This window comes from Ruegeria sp. BG10 (assembly GCF_056538575.1).
In genome coordinates this window covers 853,982-866,353 of sequence record NZ_JBQFTI010000001.1, presented here as the reverse complement: position 1 = coordinate 866,353, position 12,372 = coordinate 853,982, and the positions used below count along the sequence as shown (strand labels likewise).

Here is a 12,372-nt window from a genome sequence, read left to right as displayed (position 1 = left end):
GGGGCGCGAACACCCCAAGTCGCGGTGCATTTATGACGCCGATGTAGCACTGCGAGCTCACAAGGTGCCTTCAACCTTAACTTAGGAAAAACGGAGAGCTTGATGGCCTGCTTTCCAAAGAAATTAGCGCTCTGCTTCCACTTTGCCCTGTCCTGCACGCCTTTGAGGGAAGTGACTTGACTGTTTTTTCAGTGTCGTGCGTTTTGTTTGGTATGATCCGATGTTTTTCGCCATCACCTGGTGGCCCGGCAGAATGAGTGTTTGCAGATGAATGAAACGCTTTTGACCGCAATTGTCCTTATCGCAGGAACTGTCATTGCGATCCTGCTCGTTTACCATGTTTCTCATTGGTTGGTTGGCCCCGAACCAGATGCGGTAACGAAAGAGCTTTCTGGCTCAATTCTAAGCCGGGTATCGGCTATACACGCTTTGATCTTGGGTCTGGTCTTTGCCCAACTCGCCCTGGACTATCGGAGTTTGCAGAGTGATCTGGGCTCTGAAGCAGACACTGTTTTGCAAATTGTCACCGATGCAAAGCTGCATGCCGGGGAGGGGAGCGAGGACATCTTGGCCGGAGCCAAGAATTACATTGATGTGGTGGTGAACCAGGAATGGCCAGAACTCGCAACAGCAGATGGTTCTACTGATGCAGGACGGATCGCCTGGTTGCAGGTGTATCAAGGTTCCCTCCACCTGACGTCCGATACCGCAGTTCAAAAGCGCTTGCATGATAGCCTGGTGGCTAACACGCGTGAATTGGACCAAATTCGCAGCAAGCGACTGAACATAGCAAACCGTTCAAACCAGGCACCTTTTTGGTTCGCGGCGATAGCCGGCCTTGTCATTATTTCCATCAGCTTTTTTGCGTTCGCGCCATCGGGCCTGAACATTGTATTCGTGGCTTTGTTCGGTATTTATAACGGAATTACCTTGTTTTTGATTTACTCCTTCGCAAATCCCTATGCGCCCCCCGGAGCACTTGAGCCGGTTGCGCTATCGCGCGTGGGAGTGCTCATAGGGCAATAGTAGATACCGTGAGGACGGATGAGAAATAGCTAAATTTGGCAAGAAACTTCTCTTTCGTTACAATCGTTTCAACGCCGAGAAATACACTTTGTGAAGCCGCAACAGCCGCACTAAATGGGCATTCGGTTGGTAGTCAACCAAGGATGCTTAAGCGATACTATCCTGCCATTCGCTTAACGGACACTAAGGACTGCTTCTGGCTTTAATGTTTGAGCGGGTAGGACTTTATTCAAAGCAAGATTTTCATTCACCGCGTGTTTTGATGGTCGCACCATGTGTTGGCGCCTCTGCTCATCGTTTTGCTTTGGCCAGTTCTCTTGGGGATCGACCTTCCCAACGTCGAATTGCCCGCGTGAGAGCTGACTGATGGGAATACCCCAAAGACATAGCCAAATCCCTGAGAGTTCCTTCATCCAGCTCTAGCCATTCTGCGGCAGCCTCACGCCTGACTTCGGCGAGAATGTGGGAAAAGCTTGTACCTTCCTGTTTGAGCAGACGCTGGAAGGTTCTCGGACTGACCCCCATGACCTGAGCAATTTTGGGTAACGTTGGTCTTCCTGTCTCAAGCATCGCCCGCAATACGACTTGGACGGATCCTGTCAAACCACCAGATCCCCGCAATGAATCGAGGTCAGGTAACGACGGTGGGGATTGAGCCGCCCCAACCCGCATACTGATAGGAGCGTCCAGGGCTTCGTTAGCAACCCGCAGACTCAAAATGTTTCGACCTTCGCGTAGAGGGCTTTGAAAGCGCTCTTCGAGAAATGCCAGTCCCTTCGATGGATGAGGCGTGATTTCAATTTCGCGAATACTGGTATCTGCCGTTGAATACCTAATGAAATATAACTCAAGCAATGCTGCGGCAAACTGGTGAAGATAGTGAAGGGTCTCAGCGTCGAAAGTTGTGCCCCAGAACTGGCGAATAACCCCGCAGGACTTCTTCCTCTCAAGCATCAGGTGCTCGTGAGACGAGAAATATGGCAGCGCTTGACCGACGAGATTGATGGCTTCACCCGTCGAGCTTGCCGAAAAAGCGACTGGTGCCATCATTGCAAGGGACACATCTCCGGTTTCCTGTATGATCCGTGTTGGTAAATCAGGCCCTTTGAGTCGACATAACTCCCGCAAGAAACTCGCAAAACTGTGCAGAGGAACAGCCTGAAGAGGATCATCCGAAATCAGGAATGTGTACGCTCCGGGGTCACCAAATTGATCAAATGAAAAGTCATTCTGAGACAGCCACTGAAATATCGGCGCGGCGACCGACGCTCTGATTGTTGGAATTATTCTGGGCACTTTAGATCTCCGAACGCGATGCTTCGAGACTAGCGCAAGGCAATCTCAAACCAAAATCATGCAATGGCGCGAAATGGTAAGTTTGTGCCGGGGGACCCGCTAATATCGAAATTAAGTAGTTGAACGGCATCGATTCTGTGCGATCATAGGGATTGGAGGAAATCGGCAGTTTAGACCGGTTTCCAAGACAAATCCCACGCGTGAGCATTGAGTTTCAAACGGAGGGACTGCTAATGAAACGTTTTTTAGGTCGTCTATTTGCGCTCATTGCGACAGTATTTCTGGTCAATTTTGCGCCTGCGACTGCTGAAGAAGAAAGCATTCAGCTTTTGTTTGTTCAGACTGCCTCCAGTATCGAAGTTGATAAGGACAAAAAGACCGTCAGGCTGATCAATATCGATCCGCAGACCGTCTATTTTTCTGACCGTCCATACCGCAAGGCGGGGCATATTTCGATGGACAAATATCTGGAAGCCTGGACAGAGGGTGACGGAAACTTCAGCGAGACGCCGCCCAATGCGGCATTGTCTGTGTTTGAGGCCGGACAAGACGAGAATTCGCTTGTGGTTCTGGAGTTGTTCGAGCCCGTCGTCGAAGGCGCGGACCTGATCTATCGCTACGCCGTGATCGATGGGGAGTTGCCTGAAAGCAAAGGACCGGCAGCACTCTTCATTGACACTATCGGGCCCGGTGGAGGCGTCGGGAGAGGCTATCATGGCGTCGGCGTCGGTCGCAGAGGACCCGGAGTGGCTGGCTGGGCCGGCGTCGCCGCCAGATCCGAAGCGTCTGACGACAACTAAGCGGCTTGAGATGTTAGTTAGGAGAAATCAATGCGTTAGGCTATCATTTCTCCATTGAATCCACGCTTTCGCAAATCTTTTGTTAAATATAGGAGGGAAAAATGGGCAACATCAAAACGTTTCATCCGCGTTTACAGTTTGTAATCAGAACGATCTTTGGGATCGCCTTTACCTCAATTTCGGTCGGGCTTGCTGCTGCGGAAGAGAAAGTGGAACCCGTGGATCTCAATGACATTCGCGGCATGCGTTATTGCGAGTTTCTTCTGATATATGACGACCGGATTGATGTCTATAACACCAGCGACTCCGCCGGGTGCCCTGAAGATCTTTGGAAGGCGATAGATGTCGCAAAACTGGCCGAAGTGCACGGTGTCAAAAAAGCCCAGCTCAACGGACCGCATTTCTGGGCAATGGATGAACAGACACTTGGCATGGGCGAAACAAAGACCTTTGCAGGTATCGAAGCGCGATATGCGGCGAGCTTGCCGCTCTCGGCAATCGGGGCCGGCACAGGGTCCGATCCCTACAAACCCTATACGGCAGCAAAACAACAAACGATGATATTCAAGGCCGGCAACCCGGTCTATGAACTGGTCGATCCAGACGGCAACACCTATGCTTTGAATGCTTATGGGGCAGAGGTGAAGGATGGTGATCCAGCAAACCTGTCTCAGCAACTTTCCACGGCGGAGGGTTGGAGTTTCAAGGTGAGCACGCCCACCGAAGACCTGACCATCGAAGGCAGTACAGATGAGCCTGTGCAGATGGTTGGCGATGACTTCCACCAATATTACACGCGCTTCGGAACCGAGGCCCAATGACGCCAAATCATGCAACTTTACCACCTGGTCGGACCCATGGGGAAAGGGGACAAGGGTGTTGACGTCGGAGGAAGGCGACCGGTGGCGGCTTGTCGGGTTGGCTTCGCTAAGTTTTCGAGGCGCCAAGCTACTACGAGAACTATGACGGTAAAACTATTTGGAATCATGAGATTAGAGGGGATTATCTTCGTTAACAGTTCGGATTTTTTTTCGCTCATCCGAACGTTCAAAATGGGAGGGAAAAATGAGCAACCTCAACACATTTGGCAGGCTGTTTTTTCGAACTGCAAACCAAGCGATTTATGGGGTCGCATTTGCATCATTTTCAGTTGGACTTGCAGCTGCGGAAGAAAAACTGAAGCCCATCGATCTCAATGACATTCGGGGCATGCGCTATTGTGAGTTTCTTCTGATATTTGACGACCGGGTCGATATCTACAACACCAGCGCCTCGGCTGGTTGCCCGGAGGAGCTTTGGAAAGCGATAGATGTCGAAGAACTGGCAGACGCGCACGGTGCCAGCAAAGCCCAGCTTAACGGGCCGCATTTCTGGGCAATGGATGACCAGACGGTTGGCATGGGAGAGACAAAAACCTTTAGCGGAATCGACGCGCGCTATGCGGCAACATTGCCGCTTTCGGCGGTAGGGTCTGGTCAGGGGGCTGACCCCTACAAGCCCTATACGAGTGCAAAACAGCAAACGATGATCTTCAAGGCTGGCAGCCCTGTTTATGAACTGGTCGATTCCGAAGGCAATACATACATTCTGAACGCGTATGGCGCAGAGGTGAAAGATGGTGACCCTGCCAACCTTGCGGACCAACTAAAGCCCGCCGAGGGCTGGAGCTTTAAGGTCAACACCCCCTCGGAAGATCTGACTATCCAAGGAAGTACCGATACACCCGTGCAAATGGTTGGAGATGACCTGCACCAGTATTACACACTCACGGGAACTGAAGCTCAATGACATTGGAAGCACTTAGATGCGTTTCGCCAGTGGTTCGCCCGGTAACCAGCAGCGCAATTCTGTTTTTTCTGACCAGTTTATGCGCAAGCGCTCAATCCAGTTCGACAGACCAGAGCCAGACGCTGTCCGGGTATGGAGAGCCCGCGAGCCTTGAGACAGGTGACAGTGTCACTGAGGAACTTTGGATTGACAACCACCGGGTTGATGGCCTTCTCACTTTCCCAAGATTCCAGAAGTTCTTTTCGCCCTGGTTCGATTGGAAGAAGCGGATCAATAACAAGTACGGGCTGGAGCTTGGGTTCAGCTATCAATCCTTGCGTCAGGAGGTGAACAGGACGCTGGGCGAAGACAATGCCGCTGCCGCCCGGTTGCAACTCCAGGGGGCTTGGACGTTGGTGGGACGCGGCACCAAAAACGTTGGCAAGCTGACATTTCGTTTAGAAGAACGCACTACACTTGGAACGACGCTTCCACCAACAAGCCTTGCCGGGCAATATGGTGGCATCACCCCGTCTGGAGGGTTCAGCGATTTTGGTTTTGCGTTCACGGAACTCGCCTGGCGTCAGGCTTTGGCAGAGGGACGCTTTCGGTTCGTGCTGGGCAAAATCAGCGCCTTGTCCTGGTACAACGGCCATGCTTTGTCTTCGAGCTTGCGCGGCTTCCAGAATCTTGCCTTGCAAAGCAGTTTAACCAAGCCGTCGCCCGGTCGAGGAATTGGCGGCGGTGTAGCTTACGAGTTTACACCTCACTTTGGTGTGGTAGCGGGCATACATGATGCAAACGCAACAACAGCCGGAAATCCCTTCGATACGATAGGTGAAAAAGAGTTTTATCAATCGATTGAATTCCGGTACTGGCCGACCACGCCGGACAGACGTCGCTGGGATGTGGTTCGCTTACAATTCTGGCACCAGGACGCGTTGGAGGCCAAGGGCGTTCCCGCTGGAAAAGGTGTCACGTTCCTGGCCAGCAGGCTTTATAACGACAAGTGGTTCCCGTTCTTCATAGCCGGTCACTCGGACGGCAATGCGTCGCTGATGAAGACAGACGTGACCGCTGGGCTGGGCATCGCCATTGACACAGAGCATCGGGTCGCCAGCGACGTCATCGGATTGGGTGTCAGCTGGGGCGACCCGTCTAATCCAGCATTGCGCGATCAAATCACAACCGAGGCCTTCTATCGCCTCACCCTAGTCCAGAATTTTGTGATTACTCCATCGATTCAGTGGGTCAAAAATCCCGCTGCCACCACCGCCTTCGATGATGTTCTAACCGCGGGGATCCGTGTGCGCGTGACGTTCTAATTCGACCGCTGTGTATTGTTTTGCGGGCATTCGTAGGAGGCGCGGGTCCAGTAAAACAGGGCTCTCCCTTGCCGTCAGCCGCGCAATACTCGAACGGATGGTCCGGGATTGGCCAAGGTCCGGTCCCATGGGAGCTTCAGCAGCTAGGCGCACCAAGGCGACTGGGCAATCATCTGAAACGAATGGCAGTTTTGCGTGCAGGAATGTTGAAGAGGCTATTTCGACTAGCGTCAGCAACTTGTGCTCATATTTCAACCACGAAACGCCTATCCGAACACCGATTGTTGGCAACGCCTGAATGGTTGTTTCATGTCAACGCTTTAAAGTGCTCGCTGGCGAACGCCATAAACTTTTTAACCGCAGGGCGGCTATAACTCTCGCGGGAAGCTATCAGCCAAAGCTTATGGTGAAGCTCTTCATGTTTGAAGCACTGGACCAAGTCGGGGGTCGCATCGCCTGTTACACACGGTAACAAACCCAATGCATCGCCAACTTGAAGTGCTGCCACCATACTGGACACAGCATTCACCTGATAAAGAACTTGCGACGGATCAATCTGATCATTCAACCAACGGACAGACTTCATGACACTTGCGATGTCTTCGGAGTAAATCAGAAACTTGTGCCCGCTGGCCTCCGCCAAATTTCCGGGTGCACCGTGAATCTTCTGATACGCGAGATTGCAGTATACACCGAGCGGGAACTGGGCAATTTTTTTGGCAATAAGTGTGTCCCCTGATATCTCGTCGAGAGGTCGGAGGGCTACGTCAGATTTTCCCGTCTCAAGTGGCGGCTGATCCTTATCCCAGGCTATGTCGATCTGAAGTTCGAAGCTGATACCTGGATTTTTCTCTCGAAAGGCGGATACAAGCCCGGCACCGAACCGCTGCATGGCCTCTGCGTTTCCTGAAAAACGGATAACACCATGTTCGTCTCTGGCGAGTTGCTCAGCCGAGACAGATACTTTTGACGCCGCGCGGCGCATACCTTTCATGTCGTCCAGCAGAGCCATACCTTGAGCGGTGAGCTTGTAGCCGCGGTTGTCTCGTTCAAATAATTGAATTTTAAGAGCGTGTTCAAGAGCTTCGATCCGGCGCGCAACTGTGGTTTGGTTCATGCCGATGACACTGGCTGCCGCCAGAGTCGAGCCTTCTTCAGCTACGGCAAGAAAAACGCGAATGTCGTTCCAGTTGAACACGAACGTACCCCCGGTGATCATTCTGCAATTTTGCAGTGTCATGCCCTACTATTCGCTATTTTTGCAGATCGGACCAGCCGGTAGCTTAAGTTTGAATACAACGGGAACGGAGAGCTGGAACTATGAACGCCCTGCCAGAGAAAACCAGAGATATTCAAAACCATCACATCGACAGCACAATCTGGGACAATTTCAGCTTTCGCGATGACGACATCATCATTGCGACTTACGCAAAATCCGGAACCACTTGGATGCAGCAGATCATTAGCCAGTTGGTATTTCGTGGCAAAGAGGACCTGCCCGTCGCCGAGATGAGCCCGTGGGTTGATCTGCGAGTACCGCCGCCGGAAGTGAAACTCCCGATGATCGAAGCACAAACTCACCGCAGATTCCTGAAAACCCACCTGCCAGTGGATGCGCTCGTGTTTTCGGAAAAGGCCAAATATATTTACATTGGTCGCGACGGCCGGGATATCGTCTGGTCACTCTACAATCATCACGTCAATGGTAACGCAGCCTGGTACGATGCTCTGAACAATACACCCGGACGCGTCGGGCCGCCACTGGCGCCACCCATCGGTGAACCTCCAACATATTTCGAGAATTGGTTGGAGAACGACGGCGCACCATTTTGGTCGTTTTGGGAAAACGTAAGATCGTGGTGGGCGGTGCGTGACCTGCCGAACGTCAAGTTGGTGCATTTCGCGAATCTTAAAGCCGACATGGAAGGTCAAATTCGTGAGATCTCTGAATTTATCGACGTCGAAATAGATGACGAAATGATGGTGGATGTGTTGAAACACTGTTCGTTCGACTACATGAAATCCAATGCAGAACAATCGGTTCCACTTGGGGGCGCGTTCTGGGAAGGCGGTGCGAAGACTTTCATCCACAAAGGGGCCAATGGTCGTTGGAAAAGTGATTTACCTCAAGAATTAAGTCAGCGGTACGAGCAGATAGCCCGCGAGCAACTGGGCGATACATGTGCCAACTGGATTGAAACAGGCACACGTTAGGGTTCTGTCGCAGGTGGGAACACCCGACCGGCGATACCACCACGGCAAACATAATTCTAAAACATTGCTCTGTAACGCGATTGCATCAGCTGAAGCAGACCTTCGCCGCATCACAGAAAGCTGGTAACAATGGGCTCAGAGCGGACATCACCAAACTCACCTCAACTGACTGTCCTTCGACCCTCGCCGATTGATCCCACCGCGCGCCTTGAACGCCCCGTCTCTATCCTGCTGACAGTCCAGACACAGCTTGACTCCCGGCAAGGCGACCCGCCGTTTTTCTGGAATCGGCTCTTCGCACTCCGCGCAACGGGTCAGGCTTTCGCCGACGGGGCGTTTTTGCGCCTGCATGCGCGCCAATTCGTCCGTGATGGACGCTTCGATCTGTTCACTTACCGCGCCATCGCGCGCCCAGCCGCCTGCCATGGGTCTTTCTCCTGATCAGGTGACGGACAGATTAGACGAGGTGCGCGCGACGTGGCAAGTCAGAGCGAAACCGCGCCGTCAAAGACCTGATCGATCATCTCCTGCGTGCCGCGCGAGAACTCCAGCGGGCACAGGTATTCGTCGCCATCGCGGACCGAACGGCAGAACGCCTCGACCTGCAACTTGTAATGATCATCGCCGGGAAAGCGGGTCACCTGCATTTCAAGCCCGGGCCGGTGCAGTTCCACACGCGCCTCACCAAAGACGCGTGCGTTGAACGGCGTAGTCAGACGGATGACACCGCCTTCGCCGTGAAACACCATTTCCTGATGCGGGTGCATGCGGATTGAGACATAGCTGGAGTAGGTAAAATCCGGAAATTGGGCACGAATCTCGGTGAAGGTATCGATGCCATCCTGCCAACGGATCGCGGATTGAACCGTGACCGGCTCTTGCCCGGTGGCAAACCGCGCGCCGCCGATGACGTAGACGCCGATATCACGTAGCCCGCCACCGCCGGTTTCCGCGCGGTTGCGAATGTTGTCGGTGTCGGCGCGGTTGTCAAAGCTGAACGCGCCGGTCACATGCACCAGCCTTCCGATCGCCCCGTCCGCAATCAACTTCCGCACGAATTGCCATTGCGGGTGATGCACGATCATATAAGCCTCGGCCGCCAGCAGACCGGTCTGATCGCGCTTGGCGATCAGGGCATCAAATTCGGACGCCCGCATGGTGATCGGCTTTTCGCACAAGACATGCTTACCCGCTTCAAGCGCTTTCAGGCTCCATTCCACATGCAGGTGGTTGGGCAGCGGGATATAAACAGCCTCGATCGCCGGGTCCGCCAGCATAGCCTCATAGCTGTCATAGACGTTCAGATCAGGGCAAAACGCCTGAAACGGTTCGGCCTTGGCCGCGCTCGACGTGGCCAGACCTGCCAGACGCGCGCCATCGGCGGCATGAATCGCAGGAGCCATGTATTGACGCGCGAACTTGGCAGCGCCCAGAACGCCCCATTGAACCGGTTTGTGCATATTTCCCTCCGACATGCATGGACATGTGCCGATTTCGGCGCGGGCCTGCAATTGCTTCAGCCTCAGGTTCTCTCTAGCAACCCGCCATCGCAAAGTCAGGCATTTCTCTGCCAGCACGCATCGAAATTCAGGGGAGAATAGCTGGACCAGAGAGTTGGCCAATTGATTATCCAGCAACAACGAAGCTGGCACAGCGACGCGCTACATCGCTGTAACCAAAACATATTTCCTAGCTCATCGCATTTGGACATGACCGCCTCTTGCCCGTCGAACCCGGAATTTGGTGATCCGGTTTTCACCCCGCGCCGTAATAGCTGTATCGCCGGGGGAAGCGGACTGTCCTGTCAGCGCGCACCCCATTCAAGGCGTCCAACAGGGTGGGAGATGAACCGATATGCCAGAAATGACAGACCCTCAGTCGATTACCGATACCGTGGTTGGCCTAAGCGGCGCACCGGGTACATTTGACGAGAATTCCGATGATTTCGACATCCTCCGAGAGGCCGTGCTTGCCGCCGGTCTGGCGAGCACGCTGGCCAGCGATGAGGTCGACTTAACCGTGTTTGCCCCAAAAGATTCAGCCTTCATCGCACTGGCGCAGGCTCTGGGCTATGATGGGTCGGATGAGGCCGGATCACTGAGCCATATCGTGAAGGCACTGACCCTTCTGGGCGGTGGCGATCCGATACCGCTGCTGACCAACATTCTGCAATACCATGTGGTTGATGGTCAGTTCACGAAGGACGCGGTTGTCGGGCTGGGAAATGGCGCATCAATCGAAACACTGCTTCCGGGCGCGTCCTTGAACCTGAACCTGCTCAGCGATCCCCCCAGCCTGGGCGACGCGGATTCCGGAATTGCTGATCCCGGTCTTGTTGCCTTTGACGTGCCGGCAACAAATGGGATCATTCACGTTCTGGACGGTGTTTTGCTGCCTGTTTCCGTCACCGGGATATTGGGCAAGAAAAACACGGACTTCATTCTGGGCGACGATTCCGGTGAATTCCACTTTACCGGCCGAGGCGATGACTTTGTGCATGGCGGCGGCGGAAATGACGTGATCAATGTCGGGCGGGGCCATGATGTCGCGCTTGGCGGCGAGGGAAATGACAAGATATTCGGCGGCCGTGGCAAGGACATCCTGCGCGGAGACGAAGGCAACGACAAGATATTCGGTGGTCACGGTGCCGATCTGATCGACGGTGGCGCAGGCGACGATTACCTGTTCGGCGGACGCGGGCCGGACACGTTCGTCTTCGAAGACGGTGATGGTGAAGACACCATTTTTGGCTTTAAGGTCGGTAAGGACAAAATCGACCTGAGCGGCTATTCCGGCATCGAGAGTTTCGAAGACATCTCCGGTCAGATCTCGGGCCGCTTCTTCCGCACAACGATCGAGCTGGATAACGGCGACAGCATCGAATTGTTCGGCGTGAACGCCGGCAGGTTGTCGGAAAGCGATTTCGTCTTTGCCTGATCAAAAAAAGCCCGCCGGTTTCCGGCGGGCTTTGTTCTTAGGGTCGGGTCGCCTCAGACAGTGCCCAGCATCCCCTTTTCACGGGCGAGTTCGCGCATTTTCTTCTGCAGCTTCTCAAAGGCGCGAACTTCGATCTGGCGAATGCGTTCGCGGCTGACATTATACTGCGTGCTCAGTTCCTCAAGCGTGACGGGCTGATCCATCAGGCGGCGCTGGGTCAGGATGTCTTTTTCCCGGTCGTTCAGCACGTCCAGAGCTGCCGCCAGCAATTCCCGTCGCGCGTCCAGTTCGTCACGCGCTTCGTAGTCGCCGGCCTGATCGGCATCTTCATCCTCAAGCCAGTCCTGCCACTGCATAGTTCCTTCGCCTTCGGACCCGACCGTCGCGTTCAGCGAGGCGTCGCCACCAGACATTCGGCGGTTCATGCTGATCACTTCCTCCTCGGTCACACCAAGGTCATTTGCAATCTGCGTGACATTTTCGGGCCGCAGGTCGCCTTCTTCCAGCGCACCAATCCGGGCCTTGGCTTTGCGCAGGTTGAAAAACAGCTTTTTCTGCGCCGAGGTCGTACCCAGTTTCACCAGCGACCACGACCGCAGGATGTATTCCTGAATCGAGGCGCGGATCCACCACATCGCATAGGTCGCCAGGCGGAACCCTTTTTCCGGGTCGAACCGTTTGACCGCCTGCATCAGGCCCACGTTGGCCTCGGAAATCACTTCGGCCTGCGGCAGCCCATAGCCGCGATAGCCCATGGCGATCTTGGCCGCCAGTCGCAGATGCGACGTGACCATTTTATGCGCGGCTTCAGTATCTTGCTCTTCCACCCAGCGCTTGGCGAGCATGTATTCTTCTTCCGGCTCAAGCAGGGGAAACTTGCGAATCTCCTGCATATAGCGGTTCAGACCGCCTTCCGGCGTCGGCGCGGGGAGATTTGCGTAATTTGCCATGATTCATGTCCCTCCGACAAATGTTTACTTCGTTAACATGGGATATGGGACTCCGCC

12 protein-coding genes are annotated in these 12,372 nt (G+C 54.0%); 7 read left to right on the top strand and 5 right to left on the bottom strand.

Annotated elements, in window-relative coordinates:
* Nucleotides 1-267 precede the first annotated feature (267 nt).
* Nucleotides 268-1,026: a bestrophin-like domain gene (locus ACR0D8_RS04255; protein WP_480644812.1), complete on the top strand. Its 759-nt coding sequence runs from the start codon at nucleotides 268-270 to the stop codon at nucleotides 1,024-1,026.
* 291 nt (nucleotides 1,027-1,317) lie between these two features.
* Here ACR0D8_RS04255 and ACR0D8_RS04250 read toward each other — a convergent pair whose 3' ends face one another.
* Nucleotides 1,318-2,322 carry a helix-turn-helix transcriptional regulator gene (locus ACR0D8_RS04250; protein ID WP_480644811.1) on the bottom strand — a complete coding sequence of 335 codons (1,005 nt, stop codon included), beginning with the start codon at nucleotides 2,320-2,322 and terminating at the stop codon, nucleotides 1,318-1,320.
* Nucleotides 2,323-2,555: 233 nt separating this feature from the next.
* Between ACR0D8_RS04250 and ACR0D8_RS04245 the strand changes: the two genes are divergently transcribed.
* From ACR0D8_RS04245 to ACR0D8_RS04230, 4 genes are all read left to right on the top strand, one after another.
* Nucleotides 2,556-3,122, top strand: a complete 567-nt coding sequence (locus ACR0D8_RS04245) for a hypothetical protein (protein ID WP_480644810.1) — start codon at nucleotides 2,556-2,558, stop codon at nucleotides 3,120-3,122.
* A 101-nt stretch (nucleotides 3,123-3,223) separates the two neighbouring features.
* Complete coding sequence (locus tag ACR0D8_RS04240; protein ID WP_480644809.1) at nucleotides 3,224-3,943, top strand: hypothetical protein; 720 nt, start codon at nucleotides 3,224-3,226, stop codon at nucleotides 3,941-3,943.
* Between the two features lie 244 nt (nucleotides 3,944-4,187).
* The gene (locus ACR0D8_RS04235; RefSeq protein WP_480644808.1) at nucleotides 4,188-4,910 is read left to right on the top strand and encodes a hypothetical protein; all 723 of its coding nucleotides are present in this window, start codon (nucleotides 4,188-4,190) and stop codon (nucleotides 4,908-4,910) included.
* The gene (locus ACR0D8_RS04230) at nucleotides 4,907-6,214 is read left to right on the top strand and encodes a carbohydrate porin (RefSeq protein WP_480644807.1); all 1,308 of its coding nucleotides are present in this window, start codon (nucleotides 4,907-4,909) and stop codon (nucleotides 6,212-6,214) included. The genes ACR0D8_RS04235 and ACR0D8_RS04230 overlap by 4 nt, the downstream gene beginning before the upstream one ends.
* Before the next feature lie 307 nt (nucleotides 6,215-6,521).
* Here the strand turns inward: ACR0D8_RS04230 and ACR0D8_RS04225 are convergent, their stop codons facing one another.
* Nucleotides 6,522-7,454, bottom strand: a complete 933-nt coding sequence (locus tag ACR0D8_RS04225) for a LysR family transcriptional regulator (RefSeq protein WP_480644806.1) — start codon at nucleotides 7,452-7,454, stop codon at nucleotides 6,522-6,524.
* A gap of 80 nt (nucleotides 7,455-7,534) precedes the next feature.
* On the opposite strand from ACR0D8_RS04225, the gene ACR0D8_RS04220 reads away from it, so the two are divergent.
* Nucleotides 7,535-8,428, top strand: a complete 894-nt coding sequence (locus tag ACR0D8_RS04220) for a sulfotransferase domain-containing protein (protein ID WP_480644804.1) — start codon at nucleotides 7,535-7,537, stop codon at nucleotides 8,426-8,428.
* 156 nt (nucleotides 8,429-8,584) lie between these two features.
* Here the strand turns inward: ACR0D8_RS04220 and ACR0D8_RS04215 are convergent, their stop codons facing one another.
* Both ACR0D8_RS04215 and ACR0D8_RS04210 read right to left on the bottom strand, forming a co-directional pair.
* Entirely contained in the window at nucleotides 8,585-8,854 is a 270-nt protein-coding gene (locus ACR0D8_RS04215; protein WP_480644803.1) for a DksA/TraR family C4-type zinc finger protein, read from the bottom strand.
* A gap of 59 nt (nucleotides 8,855-8,913) precedes the next feature.
* Nucleotides 8,914-9,888 (bottom strand): Gfo/Idh/MocA family protein, encoded by a 975-nt coding sequence (locus ACR0D8_RS04210; protein WP_480644802.1) that lies wholly within the window; start codon nucleotides 9,886-9,888, stop codon nucleotides 8,914-8,916.
* A gap of 394 nt (nucleotides 9,889-10,282) precedes the next feature.
* Here ACR0D8_RS04210 and ACR0D8_RS04205 point away from each other — a divergent pair, with 394 nt between their 5' ends.
* The gene (locus ACR0D8_RS04205) at nucleotides 10,283-11,365 is read left to right on the top strand and encodes a fasciclin domain-containing protein (protein WP_480644800.1); all 1,083 of its coding nucleotides are present in this window, start codon (nucleotides 10,283-10,285) and stop codon (nucleotides 11,363-11,365) included.
* 53 nt (nucleotides 11,366-11,418) lie between these two features.
* Here the strand turns inward: ACR0D8_RS04205 and rpoH are convergent, their stop codons facing one another.
* Nucleotides 11,419-12,315 (bottom strand): RNA polymerase sigma factor RpoH, encoded by an 897-nt coding sequence (gene rpoH, locus ACR0D8_RS04200; RefSeq protein WP_475159799.1) that lies wholly within the window; start codon nucleotides 12,313-12,315, stop codon nucleotides 11,419-11,421.
* Nucleotides 12,316-12,372 lie beyond the last annotated feature (57 nt).